Here is a 20,554-nt window from a genome sequence, read left to right on the forward strand (position 1 = left end):
GGCTCAGCCGACGCCGGCTGCCTGGGCGTCGTACGCCTTGCGCACGCGTGCGGCGGGACGCGCACGTACCGCCTGGCACTGCGCGCGCAGGTCCTCGTAAGAGGCGAGGCGGCCTTGCAGCCAGCGCTGCATCCTGGGGCCAAACAGGCCGTCCACCTTGGGATCGGCTTCGCGCACTTGGCCTTCGATGGCCGAGATCTTCCACGGCTCGTCGTTGAGGTTGGCGATGGATTGCTGGCAGGCGTTGTCCAGCGGAGCATCCGGCGGCAGGTCGAGGAAGGCGCACAGGCGCGCCCATTCGATATCCGGCTGACGCACCAGATCCTCGAGGAAGATGAAGTGATGGTTGGCCCGGCCGACGTGCTGGCTGTGGATGTCCATGGCCCGATTCCAGCGGCGCGCCCAGTGCACGGTGCCGCCGCCGAACGCGTCGTCGTTTTCGAAGCGCAGATAGACGTCGGCCAGCGAGGCCAGTACGTCCATGCCGCGGCGTACCACGTGGACAAAGCGCGCGTCCGGCGCCAGCGTTTCGATCTCGGGGATGTAAAGCAGGTGATTGGGCGTCTTTTCCAGCCACATCGATCGCCCGGCCATCCCGGCCGAGCGATCGAGCAGTGCAAGAAACTGCCCGGAAAGAGTGCGCCAGTGGTAGGCGGAGGGTATCGCCGGGCGCGCGCCGGCCAGCTGGACGTGCAGGGCGACAAAGGTCTCGCGGATATGCCGGCGGGTCAGGCCCAGCGATTGGCGCCAGCGGCGGCGACGCGGCTGCACGCGGGCATCGCCCCAGCGCCAGGCCAGGTCACCGTGCAGTTGTTCGAAAAACGCCGTTTCCGGCAGCGTATAGATCGCAGGGTGGCGCGCCAGCAAAGCCTGGACAATAGTGGTCCCGGAACGTGGGCAACCCACGACAAAGGTTCGCCGCATGGCGCTGTCTCCCTGAACAGTGGCCGTGACCTGCCGGCCAATGACGGTGAATAACGCGTGATTTCTCATTGCGTTGACCAAAAATACAGCTTCCCGTAAGGAAAAAGCGACTGTTTTTTCACTCTTCTCTGTTGGAGAGCTCCGTCGCAGGGCAAACTTGCCAACCACGGCCGCTTTGGATCAGGACCTCGTCCATGTACGCACTGACTTTTGATCGCTTCGGCCCCGCCCAGGTTTTGCGCTGGACCGAGCGCCCGGACCCCACGCCAGGCCCCGATCAGGTACTGGTCCGCATGCACAGCGTTGGCCTCAATTTCGCCGACGTTTACCGCCGCAACGGCAATTACCACCTCAGCGGCTCGGCGCCCTGGGTGCTGGGATACGAGGGTGCGGGCGTGGTCGAAATCCCGATGCCGGGCGATACCCAGTTCGCCGCGGGCACGCGGGTGGGCTTTGCAGACATGCCGCACTCGAACGCCGAGCTGGTGGCGGTGGATCGCGATCGCTTGATCCCTTTGCCGGACGATATCGATTTCGATACGGCCGCCGCCGTGCTGCTGCAGGGACTGACCGCGCAATACCTGGTCACGGACAGCTTTGTGGTGCGCCCCGGCGATGTGGCCGTGGTGCACGCGGCCGCCGGTGGCGTTGGCCTGCTGCTGGTGCAGATGCTCAAGGCGCTCGGCGCGGTGGTGCTGGGCATCGCGTCCAGCGAGTCCAAGCGCGACGCCGTGATCGGTGCAGGCGCCGATGTAGCCGTGGGCTACGACGATTGGGTGGATGCCACCCGTTCGCTCACCGGCGGACACGGCGCCAACGTGGTCTACGATTCGGTGGGCCGCACGCTGTCGGACAGCATGGCAGTGGCCCGCATCGGTGGCACCGTGGTGTTCTACGGCATGGCGGCGGGCGATCCGGATCCGGTCGATCCGCGCCTGTTGATGGACCGCTCGCTCACCCTGACGGGCGGCGACCTTTGGAACGTGCTGACTGGCCCGGCTGAGCGTCGCCAGCGCGCCGCGGCGCTGTTTCAACAGATCAGGCAGGGCAGCGTGAGGCCGCAGATTGCCGCACGCATCCCGCTACGCGACGGCGCCCGCGCGCATGAATTCCTGGAAAGCCGCGCCGCCATCGGCAAGGTGCTGCTGACGCTTTGAGGGTGGCTCAAAAACGATCGGTGTTCTCGTTCTCTTCCACCGGCAGCACATGGTGGAACACGCCGTAGTCGATGTGGCTGATGCCTTGATCGTCGTCGTGCACCAGGTCGATGTAGCGATGATTCCAGCGCCACTCGCGATAGCTCCACTGGTGGCGGGCAAGCATCGATTGCGCGGTGGTTTCGTCGATGCCCTCGATGCACAGCATCAGGGTGGCTTCGGTGGTCGCCAGTTCCTCCTGGCTCATGCCGTACAACGGGCTGCTCTCGTCGATCACGTGCATCAGGCTCCAGCTCAGCGTGAACACCGGGTGGCGGTCGCGCAGGAGCTTGAGGTCATGAATGCGGCGCAGGCGGAAGCCCTCGGGCGAGGTTTCGCGCAGCAGCAGATGCAGTTTCGCCGAGGCTTCGGCGATCACGTTTTGGCGTGCGTTTGCCGCACGTATCATCAACGTGCTCTGCCCATGCACCTGGCGGATCACCGGATGATCGGCGAACAGCATCTTGGCGCGCGGTCGCGAGAAGCGCGAAAACACGATACCGGTGACCAAGGCGATGCTCAACATGCCGGCAAAGATCTCCACCGTCGCCACGATGTGGGCATACATCGTTTGCGGATGCATGTCGCCGTAGCCCACCGTCGCCAGCGTTTCCACGCTGAAGAAGAACGCGCCGGCGAAGTTGCGCGGAAACTGGTTGGCGATGGCGTGATCGCCCAGCTGGTACAGCGCGGCGAACGCCGTGTTGAGCGCCAGGAATCCCGCTGCCGCCAGCGCGAAAAACGTGGGCCAGCGGATATTGAGGGCGAAATGGTAGATGTCGTCCCAGATGCGCTGGGTCAGACCTTCACTGACGAACGGCCGTCCGCCGATCTGGATCGTGCGTGGACGATTGAGCCATTGCCGAAACCAAACGAACATGGGGCCATACCTGGCGGTGAGGGGCGTGGCAATTCTATCGCGGCGTGCGCGCATCGAGCGCATCGCGCCAGGTCAGAAACAGGCGCAGGTCCAGTTCCTGCTGGTGATAGTCCGGCTGCATGTATTCGCACAGCTGGTAGAACGCCTTGTTGTGCTCGGTTTCCTTCAGGTGCGCCAGTTCGTGCACCACGATCATTTTCAGGAACTCCGGCGGCGTGTCGCGAAACAGCGAGGCAATGCGGATTTCCTTGCGCGCCTTCATGCGGCTGCCGTGCACATGCGAAATCGCCGTGTGCATGCCCAGTGCCTTGCTGATCACATCCAGCTTGCTGTCGTACCACACGCGGTCGATGCCGGGCGCGTTGCGCAGGTGTTCCTGGCGCAGGGCATTGGTATAGGCATACAGCGCCTTGTCGCTCTGCACCTCGTGGCGGCCCGGATGGCGCTGCTCCAGATACGTGCCGAGCTCATCGCGGTCGATCAGCTGGCGCACTTTGTCCAGCAGTGCCGGCGGATAGCCGCCGAGGTACTTCAGCGCCGTCATGCCGCGGGCGGTTCGTCGTCGAAGCCGGTGTAGCCTTCCGGGAACACCGGCGTGCCGTCCTCTTCCAGCGATTCGATGGCGGCAAGCGCCTTGTCGGCGGCCGCTTCTGCCAGCGCCTGTTCACGGAAACTGCGGTTCTCGCAGATGGCGAAATACACCGGAAAACCGCTGCGTTCGCGCGGCGTGACGACGATGCAGGCGGTGAAACGCGAGCCCTCGGCAACCGCCGTGGTGTGGACCGCGTAGTGGTCGAAGAGGCGTTCGGTCATGTCGGTATTCCACCAGGTAGGACGCTCATTTTAACCGGGTGGCTGTGCCACCATGCGCGCCATGTCCAAATCCGTGCCCCGACTCGTCCTCGACACCAATGTCGCGCTCGATCTATTCGTGTTCCGCGATCCCGCCTGCGAGCGCCTCAGGGCCGCGCTGGAGCAAGGTCTGGTGGCCGCGGTGGTGGATGAGCCTTGCCGCGAGGAATGGCTGGCCGTGCTGGCCTATCCGCAGTTCGGTCTCACTGAGGCGGCGCGCGAGCAGGCCGTGGCGGCGTTTGATCAGACGGTGTCGCTGCTGTCGCCGGGCGCCATGACGGCCCGTCCGGAGGTGAAGCTGCCCCGCTGCGCCGATCCGGATGACCAGAAATTCCTCGAACTGGCGCTGGCGGCCGGTGCGCAGTGGCTGCTCAGCAAGGACAAGGCCGTGCTCCAGCTTGCACGGCGCACAGCGCGCGAAGGCTGGTTCCTCATTCTGTGTCCTTCGGCATGGGAACCACCTGCGTCCTGAGCGTACGCTTCACAACCGATTGATCGCGTGTTCGCGATGCTAACTATCCAAGATGGAGTCCGGCGATGAAGATCAGGCAGAACGCAGCAGCGGCAGTGTGGGTGGCCTTGGGCCTGGTGGCCCTGACCGGCTGCGGTGTAACCAACGACCACGACAAGGTCATCAAGGACGTGGTGTCCAATCGCCAGTTCATCTACCAGTCGCCAGGCGATGGCAATGCCACGCTGCAGATCGTGCGCAGCAACGGTTACTTCGGCGGCGGCTGTTCCAGCCAGATCATGGTTGACGACAAGTTTGCCGCGCAGCTGGAAACCGGCGAGCAGGCCACTTTCTATCTGCCCAGCGGCGCCCACACCGTATCGCTGCGCAACTCCGGCGCGTGTCACAAGGCGGGCGACAATGCGCACGTCGACACCAACCTGGCCCCCGGCGAAACTGCCCTGGTGGAAGTGAACAAGTGGGGTTCGTCGCTGTCGCTGGCCAAGCGCTGAGCGATGCTTTGAACAGGGGAGTCGAGGAGGGCGCCATGCTCGATCAAGTCTTCATCCACTGCCCCTACTGCGGCGAAGCCATCGAGATTCTTGTCGATGGCTCCGTCGACAGCCAGCATTACATCGAGGACTGCCAGGTCTGCTGCCGTCCCATCAACATCAGCGTGAGCGTTGACGACGACGGCGAGCCGCATGTCAGCGTGGCCTCCGAAAACGAAGGCTAAAGCGCTCAGGCCAGCGCGGTCGAGTCGATCACATCCACGCCCATGTTCTCGAAACGCAGGCGCGTGGGGATATCCGTCTCCGGCGACACCGGTCGGGTGAGATCCCACAGCACGTGCGTGCGATAGCCCAGCTCCACGGCATCTTGCGCCGTCCATAGCACGCACACGTCGCGTGCCAGGCCGCAGACATACACCTCGTCCACCCCTTGCTCGCGCAGCCAGCCATGCAATGCGGTGGAAGGGCGCTTGCCGTGCGGCCCATGGTTTTCGCGAAAACCGCTATACGAATCCACGCGCGGATCGTCGCCCTTGCGGATCACCGTATCCACCGGCGACCAGTCGATCGACGGGTGCAGCGCCGCGCCAGGCGTTTCCTGCACGCAGTGCGGCGGCCAAAGCGTCTGCGCATGGCCATAAAGCGGAATGCGGTCGAACGGCGCGCGCCCGGGATGCGAACTGGCGAACGAGACGTGGCCCTTGGGATGCCAGTCCTGGGTGGCGACGACATGCTCGAAGACATCCCGCTTCAGCAGCTGGTCGATGCCCGGAACGATGGCGTCCCCCTCGTGGCAGGCGAGCGCGCCGCCGGGCATGAAGTCCGGTTGCACGTCGACCAGGATCAGGGCGGCGCGCCGGCTGATGGCTGGGCTCATAGGGATGGGCTCATGGTCGCGTCGAGTCTCGCAAAAGGTTGCGCCGGAAAGTCTAGTGGGCCGGAGGGGAGCATGGTGTGACGCGTTCGACGGGTGATTTGTCATCCCTAGGGTGCGTTCAGGCTGGGAACCTGCCACCCCAGACGATGGTATGGCCCCGGCCGGCCCTTCGTCGCAGGCATAATGAGCCCACGGCAACCGATAGGAACCAGAGGCATGTTTTTCGACCAGTCGTGGATGGGCTACGGAATCGTGGGTGCGCTGGAGGCCGGTGCGATTGCCTTGGTCATCGGGCTGCTCGTCTACGTTGGCTTGCATTTGTTCGGCCGCAGCCAGGGCTGGAGTCTCGGGCTCGAGGTCGGCTGGGCGAGCGTGATCGGCGTGATCCTCGCCGGTGGCAGCGATATGTGGAACCTCGTCTATTTCAACTACGGCCGCGTGCAGTCGCTGCAGCTGCTGAAAGTGCGACTGGCCGAAGTGCACGACCCGGATAATCTCGGCGCACGCGTGTTCTTCGAGTTCGTCGGCGTTGCCGTCGGTGTTTTCATTGGCTGGCTGTTGTTCGCACGTCGTCGCACGTCCGTGTAACGCGCGTACTCGGCGATTCCCCCATTGCGCCGATGACGCCGCTGTTTTCTCCCTCAAAGCAGTACTCATGAATACTCACGTTGAAGCGGGCGCCAACGGCTTGCCGCTGACCCGACGGATCGTCCAGATCGTTCTTTTCACTTTTCTGGCCTATCTGGTGATCGGCATGCAGTTGGCGGTGTTGCCGCCGTTCGTGCACACCGAGCTTGGCTTTGGCGCCGTGCTGGCCGGCCTGGTGATCAGCACGCAATACGTGGCGACCTTGCTCAGTCGCGGTTTTGCAGGACGCACTTCCGACACCGCCGGCCCCAAGCGTGCGGCACTGATCGGTCTGGTGGCGTGCGCGATCAGCGGCTTGCTGATGATCGCGGCGGCCTTGTTGCGCGCATGGCCGGTGGCGTCGGTGGGCGTGATGCTGGTCGCGCGACTGGCCTTGGGCATGGGCGAGAGCTGCGTGGCCACCGGCTGCATCATGTGGGGCATCGGCCGGGTCGGTGCGGAACACACCGCCAAAGTCATTTCCTGGAATGGCATCGCCACCTATGGCGCACTGGCGGTCGGTGCGCCGCTGGGCGTGGTGCTGACCCATGCCGCGGGCTTTGCCAGCATCGGCATCGCGGCCGTGGTGTTGATGGTGCTGGGCCTGTTGCTGGCGTGGCGTCGCCCCGCCGTGCACGTCGAGGCCGGCGAGCGCCTGCCGATGCACCACGTATTCGGCCGGGTGGCGCCTTACGGCATGGGCCTGGCGCTGGCGTCGGTGGGCTTCGGCGTGATCGCCACCTTCATCACGCTGTACTACGCGCGAGAGGGTTGGGCCGGCGCCGCGCCCACGTTGAGCGTGTTCGGTGTCTGTTTCGTGGGTGTGCGCCTGGTGCTGGGCTGGACCATCGCGTACTTCGGCGGTTATCGCACCGCGCTCGTCTCGTTGCTGGTGGAATGCGTGGGCCTGATCGTGCTGGCCATGGCGAACCATCCGGCGATGGCCATGCTCGGCGCTGCATTGAGCGGTATCGGTTTTTCGCTGATCTTTCCCGCGCTGGGCGTGGTGGCGGTGGAGCGCGTGAGCGGAAGCAATCGTGGCGCGGCGCTGGCGTCGTATTCGGTGTTTATCGATGTGGCGCTGGGCGTGACCGGTCCATTGGGTGGCTGGATCGCCTCCAGTGGACGCTACGGGCCGATGTTCGTGGTGGCCGCGATGTTGTCGCTGGCGGCAGCCGTGCTCACGGGTTGCCTCTATCTGCTTCACGGCAACAAGGCGACCGGTTGATTGCGACCGCAAGACCCCGGCGCACTTGTAGGAGCGCACTTGTGCGCGACCGCAAGGTCTCGGCGTGCCTCAAAGCACCGGATCGAACAATCGCGCCACGTGCATCGCCAGTCGCCGCAGATACGGCGCCTTTTCGTATTCCGCGGCAGTGACTTCATGCGCGTGCGCGAAGTCATCGCACAGCATGGCTTCCACTTCGGCTGCGAATTCGGCATCCACGTTCAGGGCGCCGATCTCGAAGTTGAGACGGAACGAACGGTTGTCCAGATTCATGCTGCCCACCGACGCTGTGTCGTCATCGACCAGCAGCACTTTCTCGTGCACAAAGCCCGGCTGATAGCGGAACACGCGGATACCGGCGAGCACGGCTTCGTGGGCGTACAGGCTGGTGGCGAGAAATACGGTGCGATGATCGGGGCGGCAGGGAATGAGCACGCGCACGTCCACACCGCGGAACACCGCCAACCGCAGCGCCGACATCACCGCCTGATCGGGTACGAAGTAAGGCGTGGTGATCCATAGCCGGTGACGCGCGGCATGGATCAGCGAGACAAAGAACAGCGAACAAGTTTCCTGTCGATCGGCCGGTCCGGTGGCGGCGATGAGCGTATGCGCGCTGCCGAGTCCTTGCTGCGGTTTGAGCAGCGGCGGCAGTTCACCGGTGACCCAGTGCCAATCTTCGGCGAAGCTGCGCTGCAGGTCGGCTACCGCAGGGCCTTCGATTTCCAGATGCGTATCGCGCCAAGGCGCCAGCGGCGGCTTGAGGCCGAGATATTCATCGCCCACGTTGAGGCCGCCGACATAACCGCGCACGCCGTCGACCACCACAATCTTTCGATGATTGCGGAAGTTGAGCTGGAAGCGGTTGCTGCGCCGCTGCGTGGCGAACGGATGGATGATCACGCCCGCTTCCTGCAGCGTCTCCACATATTCGTTCGGCAGCGCGTGACTGCCGATGCCGTCGTAGAGCACACAGACATCTACACCGGCGCGCACGCGATCGATCAGCGCCTGCTGCATGCGCTTGCCGAGCATGTCGTCATGGAAGATGAAGAACTGCACGAGTACGCAGCGCTTGGCCTCGTTGATGGCGGCAAAAATCGCCTCGAACGTGGCGTCGCCGTTGATCAGCAGTCGCAGCCGTTGCCCGGGATGGAAACGCGCGCCGAGCATGTGCGCGATTTCACCGTAGCGTTCGTTGACCTCGGGTGCGCTCGATCCATTGGCCAGTTGGGCATCCGCGAGCGCCTGCATCTGGTCGCGTCGTGCGCGGTGCAGGTCCACGTAGCCGTGAAAATGGCTGCGCCCCAGATACAGATACGGGATGAGCGTGGCGTAGGGCAGCAAGACCAGGCCCAGCGCCCACGCAAACGCGCCTTGCGGCGTGCGCGTATTGATCACGGCGTGCATGGCGGCCAGCACACCGGCAATGTGCAGCACCAGCAGCAGGCTGCCGACGATGGTGGTCAACATGCCATGCCACCGGCGAGATGAGTGAGGCGATCCTTATCCAGCATGGGTTCCCCGCATCAACGCATGGCGTCGCGCACAGTATCGAGCACATCGCGTTCGCGTGCCTGCAGTTCCTGCTGCAGATGGTCCACGAACAGGCGAATGCGCGCCGGCAGGTAGGCACGACTGGGGTAGATGGCGTAGGTGTGGGCGTCGGGCAGGAACACTTCGTTCTTCAGTGGCACCAGGCGACCTGCGCGCACATCGTCGGCGATGTCCCAGGCGGACTTGAACGCGATGCCGTGGCCGGCGACAGCCAGGCTGCGCATCAGGTCGCCGTTGTCGCAGGTCATCGCTGCTTCCACGCGCAATGGTCGTGGGCCATCCGGCGTCTGCACGATCCACGGCAGCACGCCATGGCCTGGACGGTGGAGCATCAGGCAGCGGTGCTGCTGCAGTTCGTCGGCATGGCGCGGATGGCCGTGCCGCTCCAGATAGTCCGGCGAGGCGCACAGCACGCGGAAGTTATTGGTCAGCAGGCGCGACACCAGTCGGGAGTCGGCCATGGTGCCGCCCCGCACGGCGACGTCCACGCCGTATTCGAACAGGTCGAGCATGGCGTCGGAATTGGTGATGCGCAGATGCAGCTGCGGATGCTGCTCGGCGAAACCGGCCGCGATGGGGCCCACGTACTGACGCCCCATATCCACCGAGGCGGAGATGTGCAGCTGCCCGCGCACCTCCAGCTGGCGCAGCCCGACAGCCGAGTTGGCGTCGTCCACGTCGGCGATGATCGCCTGGCAGCGCTCGAAATAGAGTGTGCCTTCCTCGGTGAGCACCAGCCGGCGCGAGCTGCGCTGGAGCAGCCGCACGCCCAGCGCGGTCTCCAGCCGGGTCAGCCGCTTGCTGGCGGCGGCCGGTGACAAGCCCAGTTCGCGACCGGCCGCCGACAGGCTGCCTTCGGTCACGGCGCGGACGAACAGGCGCATATCTTCGAAATCGACCATGTTCCAGAGACCTTGGCGAGCAGGCTTGTGCGGCCTGGGGACGAGCCATCTTTAACTTTCAGGAAAAGATGCCTCTCTAGTTTGCTCAATTCCCGCAAAGATCTACAAGGCGCACAGTGGCGGCCGTTTCCTTCAGGGATCCCCTCCCATGAACTCCCCACGTTCCTCCGACAAGGCCGAGGCGGCCGCAGCCGGTTCGTCGCGGCTGGCCCTGCTGGCCTTGTCGGTCGCCGCATTCGCCATCGGCACCACCGAATTCGTGATCATGGGCCTGCTGCCCGAAGTGGCCACGGACCTGCACGTGAGCATCCCTTCCGCCGGACTGCTGGTGTCTGGCTATGCGCTCGGCGTGGCGGCCGGCGCACCGCTGCTGGCCGCCCTCACGGCCCGCATGGAGCGCCGCAACGCCCTCCTGCTGTTGCTGGGCCTATTTATCCTCGGCAACGCGCTGTGCGCGGTGGCGCCCAACTACGGCGTGCTGATGGTGGCGCGCGTGGTGGCGGCGTTCTGTCATGGCTCGTTCTTCGGCATCGGTGCCGTGGTGGCCTCGCACGTGGTGCCGCGTGGCCAGGCCGCGCGCGCCATCGCCTTGATGTTCACCGGGCTGACCTTGGCCAATGTGTTGGGCGTGCCGTTCGGCACCTTCCTTGGCCAATGGGCGGGCTGGCGCTCGACCTTCATGGCCGTCACCGGCCTGGGGCTGATCGCAGCGATCGCCGTGTGGCGCCTGGTGCCGGCCTTGCCAGATCTGCCGTCGCCGAACATGAAGCGCGAGCTTGGCGTACTGCGTCAGCCGCAGGTGCTGCTGGCCTTGCTGATGACGGTGCTGGGCTTTGGTGGCGTGTTCACCGTATTCACCTATATCGCGCCGATCCTGCAACAGGTAGCGCATGTGAGTGTGGGCGCCACCGGTTGGGTGCTGATCCTGTTTGGCGTGGGCACCACCATCGGCAACATGCTTGGCGGTCGCCTTGCCGACTGGCGCCTGATGCCGTCGCTGGTGGGCGTGTTGATCGCGCTGTCGCTGATCATGCTGGCGTTCGCCTGGACCATGCACAACACCGTCGCGGCTATCGTCACTGTGTTCGTGTGGGGCATCGCTGCGTTTGCCACCGTGCCGCCACTGCAGATGCGCGTGGTGCAACAGGCGAGCGACGGTCCGCATCTGGCTTCGACGCTGAACATCGCGGCCTTCAATCTAGGCAATGCCATCGGCGCCTTCATCGGCGGTTCGATGATCGGCATGGGCCTGGGGCTGCCCTCGGTGAGCGTGGCCGGCGCGGTGGTCGCCTTGCTCGGCCTGCTGGTGACCTTGATCAGTGCGGCGCTCGAACGACGCCGCGGCGCGATCGCGGCGGCCTGCGCCGTGGGGGCCTGATCCGCCATCATCTGTTCTATCGTCGGTAGCCAAGCTTCGCGCCACTGTTTGATGACTTTCGCCGGCGCAAAATCATTCCCTGACTTTTCGTATTCGCAAGGAGAGCTGCATGAAAGCCGTCGCATACCGACAGATCCTGCCCATCACCGATCCGCACAGCCTGCTCGACGTCGAGTTGGCGAAGCCATCGCCGCAAGGGCGCGATCTGCTGGTGCAGGTCGAGGCCATCTCGGTCAATCCGGTAGATACCAAGGTGCGCCAGCGCGCCAACCCCGACGGTGCCGACAAGGTGCTGGGCTGGGATGCCTCGGGCACCGTGGTAGCGGTGGGTGCCGACGTTACGCTGTTCAAGCCCGGTGACGCGGTGTACTACGCCGGCGCGATCGATCGTTCCGGCAGCAATGCGCAGTTCCAGTTGGTGGATGAGCGCATCGTGGGACGCAAGCCAGGCACACTCGATTTCGCGCAGGCCGCGGCCATGCCGCTCACCACGATCACTGCGTGGGAACTGCTGTTCGATCGGCTCAACCTGCCGCGCGGCGCCACGGCGCGCCCTCGCGTCATCCTGGTGGTGGGTGGAGCGGGCGGCGTGGGTTCGATGGCAATCCAGTTGGCGCGCACGCTCACCAATGCCACCGTGATCGCGACGGCGTCGCGCGAAGACAGCCAGGCATGGGTGAAGGCCCTGGGCGCGCATCACGTGGTCGATCACCATGGCGATCTGGTCGCCGCGGTGAAGGCCGTGGCGCCGCAAGGCGTGGACGACGTGCTCAGCCTCACGCATACCGAGCAGCACTTTGCCAAGCTGGTGGAACTGCTCAAGCCGCAAGGCAAGCTGGCCTTGATCGATGATCCGGCCAAGCCGCTGGAGATCAACCTGCTCAAGCAGAAAAGCATCTCGCTGCACTGGGAGCTCATGTTCACGCGCTCGCTGTTCCACACCGAGGACATGCAGGCGCAGCATCGTCTGCTCAACGAAGTGGCTGACCTGGTCGACGCCGGTGTATTGCGCACGACGCTGCGCGAAAATCTGGGTGCGATCAATGCGGAGAATTTGCGCCGCGCACATCAGCAAGTGGAAAGCGCGAGCTCGATCGGCAAGCTGGTTTTAAGCGGCTGGTAATCGCTGGCACGCCAAAAAAAGGAGCGCCAAGCGCTCCTTTTTTCTTAGCCGCCCTTCAACAACCGGTCGGCGAGATTGCGCGCCTGCTGGCGTATCTCAGGCATGGCCGTGGATTCCCATAGCGTGCCGCGCAGCAGGGTGCCGATGGCGTAGAAATGCGGCCACGGCTGATTGCCGTGCGCCACGCGGCCTTCCGCGGTGGCGGTGACGCCCAGGCCGAGCGGGTCGGCGGCGACATGGCCGTTGGTCGACAGCTGGCGGATCAACGGATGATGCGTGCGCCGCACATCCGTATTGAGTCCCACCGTCTGGATGACCAGATCCGCATCCATCGTTTCGATGCCCTTGCCGTGCGGACGGCGGATTTCCAGATGCAGTTTGTCGCCGACCACATCGACCGTCTGCAGGCGACCGCGGCGACGATGCAGGCGATCGCCATCCTCGAGCGCCTTCATGGCGGTCATGACCTGCGGCGGCATGCGATGGCGCACGCGTTCCCAGGCCCAGCGAGCGTGACGCAAGAAGCGCGAGCGTTCGGCATCCGGCAGCAGCGCCCATAGCGAAGGCGTATGCGGGCGCAGGCTGTCGACCACGGTGCGCCAGTCGGCGCTTTGCGACATGGCTTCGCGCAGCAGTCGTATCCACGTACGGATATAGGGCTCGTCGCGCATCGCCTCGATCAGTTCGCCGCTGTCGTCCGCCGGCGCCGAGGCGTGCTGCAGATGAGGCTCCGGCAACAGGCCGTGGCGCGAGATGGCTTCGAAGGTGGCGTTCGGCCACAGCGCCGATAGCTCCAGCAGCACGTCGACAGCGGTGAGGCCCAGGCCGATCAGCACCACTTTGCGCGGACGTGTGTCCGGCTTGGCCTGCGCAAGAAAGCCCCAGGGTTCGGTCACGTACTGGCCGCTGTCGAGCGCGGCATCGCTGACGCCATTCAACGGCAGCGGCGGCAATGAACCGATGGCGAGCACAGCGGCATCGACACGTGCGCTGTCCTCGCCATGGATGACATTGACGCCGTCGTGCTCCGGCACGATGGCATCCACCTCGAACGGCAGCACGCGCACATCGTGGCCCGCCGCGCGTGCGCGTTCGAGCGCGCGCTCCACCTGGGCTTCGAGATAATCGCCATAGAGGCGGCGCGGCAGGAAATCGGTGCCGGCGATGGTGCTGTCGCCGCGCTGGGCGTATTCCAGGAACCCGTGCGGCCGGGCAGCAAACATGCTCATCGAGGCCGCACGAACGTTCAACAAATGCTTGTCGGACCGCGTGCCATACGCGACACCACGCGGCGAGTTACCGCCGCCGGTATACCAGTCCAGATGCAACGGCTGCGGCAGCTGGCGTTCCAGCAACTCGCTCAGCAGCGCTGCCGCTGCAGCACCGCCGCCGATGATGGCGACCCGTCGATACATGCCACTCCCTCAAAAAAAGCGTCTTCACGTGTGTGGCTTCAAGCATACAGGCGGCCGGCCAAGGCGCTGCGCTGCTGGCTTGCTGTCCACTGGCCAGCTTCGCCAGCTTCTTGGTATGTAAAGTACTGTGCCAGATCGCCACCGTACACGTGAAGCGTCAAGGCGGTGTCGTGCCGGGAGAGGTTGCGGCAACGGTGGACATGGCGGTCGTCGGCGTCGAACCAGGTGACGTCGCCGGGGCCCAGCCAGTCGCGGCCGGTCAATCGCAGGTTCTTTCCGTTCGGATCGCGGTCCCAGGATTCCACCTCGAGCGCCCCATGCAAGGCCATCTCCAGGCCCCACAGGCCATCGTGATCGTGGATCGGGGTAGCGTAGTTGGCCGGCCATGCCATCACCAGCACGCTGATATCGGGCTTGTTGCGCTGCGCCACCAGCCAGCGTTCAAAGCCGCGGTTGCGCTCGCGCAGGTCGGCCAGATCGCCGATCAAGGCCTGTTTGTTCTGATAGACCGTGCGGCTCAGTTCCCTTGCCATCGAAGCAAGGTCAGGGTGCTCGCCCACCCCATAATCAAATGCGATTTCACGCAGCGCCTTGAGGTGTTGCATGTGTTTGGCCATGCGAAGTCACTCATGGAAACCGGCGCGCAGTGGAGCATGCGTATCGTTAAAGTCCCGTAACACCGGGGCGAGATCGGCATGGCGCGGGACATGACTTTCGCGACATGCGTGACATGCCGCAAAAGCGCACGATGCTTTCCAGGCAGGCCTTGAAACTTGTATCGATTGCCACAACTGCTCGATGCGCAACGGTCGCCGGCAGTTACGCCGGGAGGAGCTACATCATGTTTGCGATAAGCGTGCTCTTGATGTTGATAGTTGGCGTTTGGCTTGGGGTCGCATTGATCGGCCTGGTGTTCAAGCTCGCCTTCGCCTTGATCGGCGGCCTTTTCAGCCTGGTCGGCGCCGTGCTCGGCCTGGTGTTCGGCGGTCTCGCCTTGTTGATCGCCGCACCCATTGTGGCGCTCGCTCTGCTGCCCTTGTGCCTGCCAATGATTGTGCTGGTGGCCATGGTGTGGGCCATCGTGCGCCTGGCGCGCGGACCGACGCCAGCGGCGCCCGTCAACGCGCACTAGAACTTCGCTTGCCGTGGAAGGGCCCGGCCTGCCACTGGATGCAGGTCGGGCCTTCCGCTTCAGATCGTTCTAAAGCGCGGTGTAGCCGCTCAAATCTCGTTCAAATTGAAGGTGACCGGCACGCGTGCCCACGCACGCACGGCCCGACCATTCACCATCGCCGGTTCGAACCTCCAACCCTTCAACACCTGCTCGCGTGCGCTGCGATCGAGCAGGCTGTAGCCGCTGCTTTGTTCGACAGCGACCTCTTGCGGAACACCGTTCTCGTCCACCAGCACCTTCAGGATCACTTGCCCCTGCAGGCGTGAATGCAGCGCCTGCGCGGGATATTTCAGCGGCGTCGCGCGATAGGCGAGGGTGGCTTCGACGGGAGCGCTGGTTACGTCCGCAGGAGGGGCGATGGTTGGCGGGGCTATCGGTGCGGCCACCGTGCCTTCGTCGGTGGTGTTCACCACCGGCGGAGCCACCGGCAGGGGATGCGTTAGCGCTTGCGGATGTGGGGCGGTCTTCGGTTGCACCAGCTTTTTGATGTCGATCGGCGGTGGCGGGGGTACCTCTTTCTCCGGGGTGATCCAGCTGATCGGCGTGGCGGCGATGCGTTGTACCTGCTCGGCCAATTGCGGCGCCATCGGACGCATGAGGGCAAGCAATGCAGCGAGGTTGAGGGTGATCGCCACGCTCATCGCGGCGATGCGGACATGGTCGGGATGGGCATGACGGGGTGCAGCCAGGCTTGCGGACGACATAGGCGACCTCCTGACGTATCGATGTGAGTTTTGACGCCTGTAGCAACAGGCGGATGGCCCGTGCACGCCGCGCGGGGACGCGGAGGGATCGTGTCGGTGCGCTTGCAGCCTAAGCCTGAAAAAAAGACTTGCGCAAGTAGCCGTATGGAAGGCTATTCTGGCGGGCGGAAGCCCGACGGCCCAAAGCGGGGTTTTTCAGTGCGCCACCAGCATCGGCACATCGCCGTGCATGAACAGGTGGCGGGTGGTGCCGCCGAGCACCATTTGCGCGAGGCGCGAGCGGCTCCAGGCACCCATCACGATCAGGTCGGCCCCCTGGCTATGCGCAGCCTCCAGCACGGCAGGCCCCGCGGCGTGACTGGGGCCGCTATCGAGTGTATCGATGCGGGCGTTGATGCCGTGGCGCTGCAGCCAGTCGGCCAGGCCCGGCGGCGGCAGCACCGGCAGCATGTCCGCGTTCATTTCGCTGCCGTCGAGCACGCGCACCAGGTCGGCCTTCTGCAGCAGCGGCACGGCCGCCGCAAGCGCGAGCGCGGATTCGCGGCTGCCGTTCCATGCCACCAGCACATTGGCGCCGACGCTGGGCACGGGTGCCACATCGGGCACCACCAATACCGGTCGTCCACTGGCGAACACACAGCGCGATACCGATCCAAAACCTACGGGTGCATCGCTGCGTTTCTGGCTGCGTTCCATCACCAGCATGTCGTAACCGGAGGCCGCCTGGCTCACCGCCTGGACGGTGTCGCCCTGGGTGACCCGCCAGCTGCCATTGAGCGCACGGGCGGCCAATGTCTGCTGCCACTGGTGGTCATGGGTCCGCGCTTCGGCCACACGGCGCTGCGTTTCTTCCAACTGCACGGGTACGGCTTCGGGAAGGCTGAAGGCGGTGGCCGGTAGATCGGCCACGTAGAGCGCATCCAGCCGCGCGCCCAGTCGTTGCGCCAAGGCCAGGGCGGCGCGCGGAGCGGCAACGCCGAGGTCGAGATGGTCCAGATGCAACAGCAGGTCGATCGCGGACATGGCGGCTCTCCTGATTCCCAATCCGATATCAGCATAGAGCCTGCCAACGGTGGCCGTGTAGCGCGCGAAGTCGCAGGACAAAAAAAGCCCCGCACAGGATGGCGGGGCGGTAAGGCCGGGCATCGGGGGAGAGAGAGGGGATGCCCGGTTATGGCATTGTTTCCCCTTGCGGCTTGCTATGGCGTACATCCTGGGTGAATGGCCTGTTCACGCCGCAGCGGACAGGCGATTGCCAGAATCGCGCGCTTGCTGCCTACTGGCGGCGCGTAACCAGGGAGAACCGCAATGAGCATGTCCAAGTGGATGGCTGCCACCGTGCTGGCCGTGGCCGGCTGGGCGGCATCGGTGCCGGCGCATGCCGGCGATATCGAATGCAAGATGAGTTTCAACCTCGCGGGCTGGTCGGTGTTCTATCAGACCGCCACCGGCAACGGCACCGTCCATTGCAACAACGGCCAGAGCATGTCGGTGCATCTGCGCGTCAAGGGTGGCGGACTCACCTTCGGCAAGAGCCAGATCACCAATGGCGTGGGCAAGTTCTCCGGTGTCGGCAGCATCGGCGAGATCAAGGGCCATTACGCCGATGCAGGCGTGCATGCCGGCGCGGCCAACTCGGCTGGTGCGCGGGTGATGACCAAGGGCAATGTCTCGCTCGCGCTCAGCGGTACGGGCAAGGGCTGGGATCTGGGCGTGGCCTTCGGCGCCTTCATCATCGAATGATCGAACCGGCATGGCGCGCCTGCGCCGTGCGGTCTTGCGTCGCGGGTATGCCTGCTGGCTGCCCGCTTCCGCTCTTGTTGAATCGGATCGGGCGTCCTAAGGTGGCGGGGCCGTACGCTCCAGTACGTTCCGTTTGAGGAATCCCCATGTCCGCCACCTCCGGCACGGCTCTCCCCCGCTATGCCTTCGGCGACGAACTCGCCAGCAGTGTGATCCACGGCATCGGCATCCTGCTGAGCATTGCCGGCCTGGTGACCCTGGTGACGTTTGCAGCGCTCTATGGCGACACCCGGGCCGTAGTGGCCAGTGCGGTATTCGGCACCACCTTGATCCTCTGCTACACCGCCTCGACGCTGTATCACTCCATTCCCGGCGCGCTGGCCAAGCGCGTGCTGCGCACGCTCGATCACATCGCGATCTTCCTGCTGATCGCCGGCACCTATACGCCGTTCACCCTGATCGCCTTGCCGGGCGCCTGGGGCTGGAGCCTGTTTGCCACGGTGTGGACGCTGGCGCTGATGGGCAGCGCGCTCGAACTGGGCCTGCTGAAGAAGTACCGCAAACTCGCGGTGCTGATGTACATCGGCATGGGCTGGGTGGGCGTGATTGCGTTCAAGCCCTTGCTGGCGCATCTGCAGACGGGCGGCATGGTGTTGCTGCTCGCCGGCGGCGTGGCTTACACGCTCGGCGTGCCGTTCTACCTGTGGCGCAAACTCCCTTATCACCACTCGGTATGGCACTTCTTCGTGCTGGCCGGCAGCGTGCTGCACTATCTCGCCGTGCTGCTCTACGTGTTGCCCGACGCGCCGATGTGAATCCCGAGATCGAGCTACTTCGTCGGGAACTGGAAGACGCCGCCACCCATCTGGGACGTCCGCACGATCTTCGCTTCAAGCCGATGTTCGGCGGACTGATGGCCTGGGTCGATGAAAAGCCGTGCGCGTGGTTGTCGACACAAGGCCTGGCGTTGCGCCTGGCTGAAGCCGACCAAGCTGATTTGCTCGCTCACGAGGGCGCGGATCGCTTTCGACATCGAGCGGACGAGCCGCCCAGTCGCGACTACATCCTGGTTCCTCCCGCGCTACGCAGCGACACGGCACGCTTTGCGCAGTGGCTGGAACGCAGCAGTCACGCGCCCGCGCCGGCAAAGAAAAGGCCGCGCCCGAAAGCGCGGCCTCGTCAGTACTAAACAGGCGCTTTTACTTCGCCTGCTTCTTCTGCGACGGAATGAACTGCGTGCGCACCGCCTCGGCGAGCTGCTCGGGCGGCAACAGGCCCTGGCCGATCACGAAGTCGTTGAAGGCCTGGCGGTTGAAGTCCTTGCCCAGCGCCAGTTCGGTGTTCAGGCGCGTCTGCTGCAAGCGCATGTAACCGTAGAAATACGCAGTGGCTTGGCCCGGGCTGTTGAAGGTGTAGCGGTCCAGTTCCTGCTGCGTCATCGCTTCGGACAGGCCCACGTCGTAACGCAGCACATCGTGCGCCCGTTCCTTGGTGATCAGGCCGAGGTTGAGCATCGGATCGAGATAGGCACGCGCCGCGCGCTGCAGGCGCGCCTGCAAGGCCACGAACTGGCCCGACGGCGGCTCGTACGGCAGCATTTCCGACTCGGCATACAGCGCCCAGCCTTCCACGTTGACGCTGTTGAAGGCGAACAGGCTGCGTGCCAGCGACACGCCGCGCTCCACCATCGCCGCAAACTGCAGCTCGTGGCCCGGGCGGCCTTCGTGCGCGGTAAGCGTCCAGGCGGCCGCCTTATAGGTGAAGTCGTCATACGAATCGGACTTGCCGCCGCTGGGGTTGCCCATGGTCAGCACGAAGGTGCCCTGTTCGCCGTGGTTGTTGATGAACGGCGGCGGGTCCATGTGCGGTGCCGGCACGGCCGCGGTTTCCGCTTCCGAGGCCAGGCGCATCTGCATCTTGCGCTGGGGCAGGGTGATGATGTGTTCGCGGCGGATGGTGTCTTCGATCTTGCCGATGATCTCGTGGTACCAGGGCACCACGTCATCCTTGCCCAGCTGCTGTTTTTTCAGCGCCTTCAGCACATCGCGATAGTCGGTGGCCTGGATGCCTTCTTCTTTCGCCACCACCGGCGCCATCATCTGCATCATCGAACGCAGCTCGGTGAACTCGAACTGTGCTTCCTTGATCAGTTGTTCCGGCGGGATATCGATGCCGACCTGCTTGAGGTTGTACGCATACAGCGGCTCGGGCAGGCGGAAATCGGTGCGCTCGCGCGGCACGATGGTGGTACGCACCCACTCGTCGTATTCCTTGAGCTGGCTGTCCAGCGCATCGAGCGCGGCCTTGCCCTGGGCGTCATCGAGCTTGTACTTGGCGAACAGCTGGCGGATGCCCTGGGTGTAGCGCGGCGTATTGCTGAGCTTCTGCTCCACTTCGTTCTTGTACGGGCCGATCAGGTCTTTCTCGCCCAGGCGCGCGGTGGTCTGCGCCTTGGCCAGCTCGACCAGCGGCGTGCAGCCTGCGGTCTTGCCCACGTAGCATTCCAGACGCTTGAGCGCGGCGGGGCGACGGTTGGCGGCCACGTCATCCTTCAGCAAGACGAACTCGCCCTGGAAGATCAGCTGGCCCACGTCCTGATACGGCAGCATGTACTTGTGATTGAGATCGATGCCTTCGATCTGCTGATCGACCGCCTTGATCATGATCTGCAGATCCTGGCGGACGTTTTCGTCCTTCTCGCTGGCCAGCATCTTTTCTAGCTTGGCCTTGGCGTCGACGAAAGCAGCGCGCGAGCGGGCGTCGACATCGGGCTTCATGTCGACGACCTTGTCGTCGAAGCCGGGCACGCCGACCTGCGATGCAAATTCCGGGTTGAACTTCGCCATCACATCGAGCAGCACCTTGGCATCGGTGTTGCTGCGTTCGATCCAGGCGGGCGACTTGGTTTCCGCTTGGGCGGAACCGACGGCGACCAGCGAAACCGCCAGTGCCAAGGCGAGACGTTTGGACATGAGCACTTCCCTGATGGTGGAGTGCCCCCGAGCCTATAG

The 20,554-nt window shown here is 64.5% G+C and carries 24 protein-coding genes; 12 read left to right on the forward strand and 12 right to left on the reverse strand.

Features of this window, described 5'->3' with window-relative positions:
* Positions 1–3: 3 nt before the first annotated feature.
* Positions 4–924, reverse strand: a complete 921-nt coding sequence (locus AC1DMY_RS00375; protein ID WP_477163076.1) for a sulfotransferase family protein — start codon at positions 922–924, stop codon at positions 4–6.
* 194 nt (positions 925–1,118) lie between these two features.
* Between AC1DMY_RS00375 and AC1DMY_RS00380 the strand changes: the two genes are divergently transcribed.
* Positions 1,119–2,081: a quinone oxidoreductase family protein gene (locus tag AC1DMY_RS00380; protein WP_477163077.1), complete on the forward strand. Its 963-nt coding sequence runs from the start codon at positions 1,119–1,121 to the stop codon at positions 2,079–2,081.
* Between the two features lie 7 nt (positions 2,082–2,088).
* Here the strand turns inward: AC1DMY_RS00380 and AC1DMY_RS00385 are convergent, their stop codons facing one another.
* From AC1DMY_RS00385 to AC1DMY_RS00395, 3 genes are read right to left on the reverse strand one after another with little or no spacing between them, the layout of a single operon-like run.
* On the reverse strand, positions 2,089–3,000 hold the full coding sequence (locus AC1DMY_RS00385; RefSeq protein WP_477163078.1) for an ion channel: 912 nt from the start codon (positions 2,998–3,000) through the stop codon (positions 2,089–2,091).
* Positions 3,001–3,034: 34 nt separating this feature from the next.
* Entirely contained in the window at positions 3,035–3,544 is a 510-nt protein-coding gene (locus AC1DMY_RS00390) for a M48 metallopeptidase family protein (RefSeq protein WP_477163079.1), read from the reverse strand.
* Positions 3,541–3,813, reverse strand: a complete 273-nt coding sequence (locus AC1DMY_RS00395) for a hypothetical protein (protein ID WP_477163080.1) — start codon at positions 3,811–3,813, stop codon at positions 3,541–3,543. The genes AC1DMY_RS00390 and AC1DMY_RS00395 overlap by 4 nt, the downstream gene beginning before the upstream one ends.
* Positions 3,814–3,886: 73 nt before the next feature.
* On the opposite strand from AC1DMY_RS00395, the gene AC1DMY_RS00400 reads away from it, so the two are divergent.
* From AC1DMY_RS00400 to AC1DMY_RS00410, 3 genes are all read left to right on the forward strand, one after another.
* Positions 3,887–4,324 (forward strand): putative toxin-antitoxin system toxin component, PIN family, encoded by a 438-nt coding sequence (locus AC1DMY_RS00400; protein WP_477163081.1) that lies wholly within the window; start codon positions 3,887–3,889, stop codon positions 4,322–4,324.
* 65 nt (positions 4,325–4,389) lie between these two features.
* Complete coding sequence (locus AC1DMY_RS00405; protein ID WP_477163082.1) at positions 4,390–4,815, forward strand: hypothetical protein; 426 nt, start codon at positions 4,390–4,392, stop codon at positions 4,813–4,815.
* 35 nt (positions 4,816–4,850) lie between these two features.
* A complete protein-coding gene (locus AC1DMY_RS00410; protein WP_477163083.1) occupies positions 4,851–5,039 on the forward strand; it encodes a CPXCG motif-containing cysteine-rich protein in 189 nt (62 codons plus the stop codon).
* A 5-nt stretch (positions 5,040–5,044) separates the two neighbouring features.
* Here the strand turns inward: AC1DMY_RS00410 and pncA are convergent, their stop codons facing one another.
* Positions 5,045–5,692: a bifunctional nicotinamidase/pyrazinamidase gene (gene pncA / locus AC1DMY_RS00415; protein ID WP_477163084.1), complete on the reverse strand. Its 648-nt coding sequence runs from the start codon at positions 5,690–5,692 to the stop codon at positions 5,045–5,047.
* Between the two features lie 216 nt (positions 5,693–5,908).
* Here pncA and AC1DMY_RS00420 point away from each other — a divergent pair, with 216 nt between their 5' ends.
* Together AC1DMY_RS00420 and AC1DMY_RS00425 are read left to right on the forward strand one after the other, a co-directional pair.
* Positions 5,909–6,280, forward strand: a complete 372-nt coding sequence (locus AC1DMY_RS00420; RefSeq protein ID WP_477163085.1) for a hypothetical protein — start codon at positions 5,909–5,911, stop codon at positions 6,278–6,280.
* A gap of 67 nt (positions 6,281–6,347) precedes the next feature.
* On the forward strand, positions 6,348–7,547 hold the full coding sequence (locus AC1DMY_RS00425; protein WP_477163086.1) for an MFS transporter: 1,200 nt from the start codon (positions 6,348–6,350) through the stop codon (positions 7,545–7,547).
* Positions 7,548–7,616: 69 nt separating this feature from the next.
* On the opposite strand, the gene cls is transcribed toward AC1DMY_RS00425, so the two are convergent.
* Both cls and AC1DMY_RS00435 read right to left on the reverse strand, forming a co-directional pair.
* The gene (gene cls / locus AC1DMY_RS00430) at positions 7,617–9,020 is read right to left on the reverse strand and encodes a cardiolipin synthase (protein ID WP_477163087.1); all 1,404 of its coding nucleotides are present in this window, start codon (positions 9,018–9,020) and stop codon (positions 7,617–7,619) included.
* 56 nt (positions 9,021–9,076) lie between these two features.
* Positions 9,077–10,006 (reverse strand): LysR family transcriptional regulator, encoded by a 930-nt coding sequence (locus tag AC1DMY_RS00435; RefSeq protein ID WP_477163088.1) that lies wholly within the window; start codon positions 10,004–10,006, stop codon positions 9,077–9,079.
* 148 nt (positions 10,007–10,154) lie between these two features.
* Between AC1DMY_RS00435 and AC1DMY_RS00440 the strand changes: the two genes are divergently transcribed.
* Positions 10,155–11,384, forward strand: coding sequence for an MFS transporter (locus AC1DMY_RS00440; RefSeq protein ID WP_477163089.1), 1,230 nt, complete (start codon positions 10,155–10,157; stop codon positions 11,382–11,384).
* A gap of 109 nt (positions 11,385–11,493) precedes the next feature.
* Positions 11,494–12,507: a zinc-binding alcohol dehydrogenase family protein gene (locus AC1DMY_RS00445; protein ID WP_477163090.1), complete on the forward strand. Its 1,014-nt coding sequence runs from the start codon at positions 11,494–11,496 to the stop codon at positions 12,505–12,507.
* A gap of 44 nt (positions 12,508–12,551) precedes the next feature.
* Here the strand turns inward: AC1DMY_RS00445 and AC1DMY_RS00450 are convergent, their stop codons facing one another.
* Entirely contained in the window at positions 12,552–13,922 is a 1,371-nt protein-coding gene (locus tag AC1DMY_RS00450) for an FAD/NAD(P)-binding protein (RefSeq protein ID WP_477163091.1), read from the reverse strand.
* 38 nt (positions 13,923–13,960) lie between these two features.
* Positions 13,961–14,539: a cysteine dioxygenase gene (locus AC1DMY_RS00455; protein WP_477163092.1), complete on the reverse strand. Its 579-nt coding sequence runs from the start codon at positions 14,537–14,539 to the stop codon at positions 13,961–13,963.
* Positions 14,540–14,763: 224 nt separating this feature from the next.
* On the opposite strand from AC1DMY_RS00455, the gene AC1DMY_RS00460 reads away from it, so the two are divergent.
* Positions 14,764–15,054, forward strand: a complete 291-nt coding sequence (locus tag AC1DMY_RS00460; protein ID WP_477163093.1) for a hypothetical protein — start codon at positions 14,764–14,766, stop codon at positions 15,052–15,054.
* 89 nt (positions 15,055–15,143) lie between these two features.
* On the opposite strand, the gene AC1DMY_RS00465 is transcribed toward AC1DMY_RS00460, so the two are convergent.
* Both AC1DMY_RS00465 and AC1DMY_RS00470 read right to left on the reverse strand, forming a co-directional pair.
* A complete protein-coding gene (locus tag AC1DMY_RS00465) occupies positions 15,144–15,800 on the reverse strand; it encodes an energy transducer TonB (RefSeq protein ID WP_477163094.1) in 657 nt (218 codons plus the stop codon).
* A gap of 195 nt (positions 15,801–15,995) precedes the next feature.
* Positions 15,996–16,823 (reverse strand): universal stress protein, encoded by an 828-nt coding sequence (locus tag AC1DMY_RS00470; protein ID WP_477163095.1) that lies wholly within the window; start codon positions 16,821–16,823, stop codon positions 15,996–15,998.
* Positions 16,824–17,114: 291 nt separating this feature from the next.
* Between AC1DMY_RS00470 and AC1DMY_RS00475 the strand changes: the two genes are divergently transcribed.
* The 3 genes from AC1DMY_RS00475 (at position 17,115) to AC1DMY_RS00485 (ending at position 18,732) form a co-directional block, all read left to right on the forward strand.
* Entirely contained in the window at positions 17,115–17,543 is a 429-nt protein-coding gene (locus AC1DMY_RS00475) for a hypothetical protein (protein ID WP_477164164.1), read from the forward strand.
* A gap of 146 nt (positions 17,544–17,689) precedes the next feature.
* On the forward strand, positions 17,690–18,358 hold the full coding sequence (trhA, locus tag AC1DMY_RS00480; protein ID WP_477163096.1) for a PAQR family membrane homeostasis protein TrhA: 669 nt from the start codon (positions 17,690–17,692) through the stop codon (positions 18,356–18,358).
* Positions 18,355–18,732, forward strand: a complete 378-nt coding sequence (locus AC1DMY_RS00485) for a TfoX/Sxy family protein (protein ID WP_477163097.1) — start codon at positions 18,355–18,357, stop codon at positions 18,730–18,732. Before trhA ends, AC1DMY_RS00485 begins: the two co-directional genes overlap by 4 nt.
* A 10-nt stretch (positions 18,733–18,742) precedes the next feature.
* On the opposite strand, the gene AC1DMY_RS00490 is transcribed toward AC1DMY_RS00485, so the two are convergent.
* Positions 18,743–20,515 carry a DUF885 domain-containing protein gene (locus AC1DMY_RS00490; RefSeq protein ID WP_477163098.1) on the reverse strand — a complete coding sequence of 591 codons (1,773 nt, stop codon included), beginning with the start codon at positions 20,513–20,515 and terminating at the stop codon, positions 18,743–18,745.
* Between the last annotated feature and the right edge of the window lie 39 nt (positions 20,516–20,554).

It is taken from the genome of Dyella sp. 01L423, from assembly GCF_056399945.1.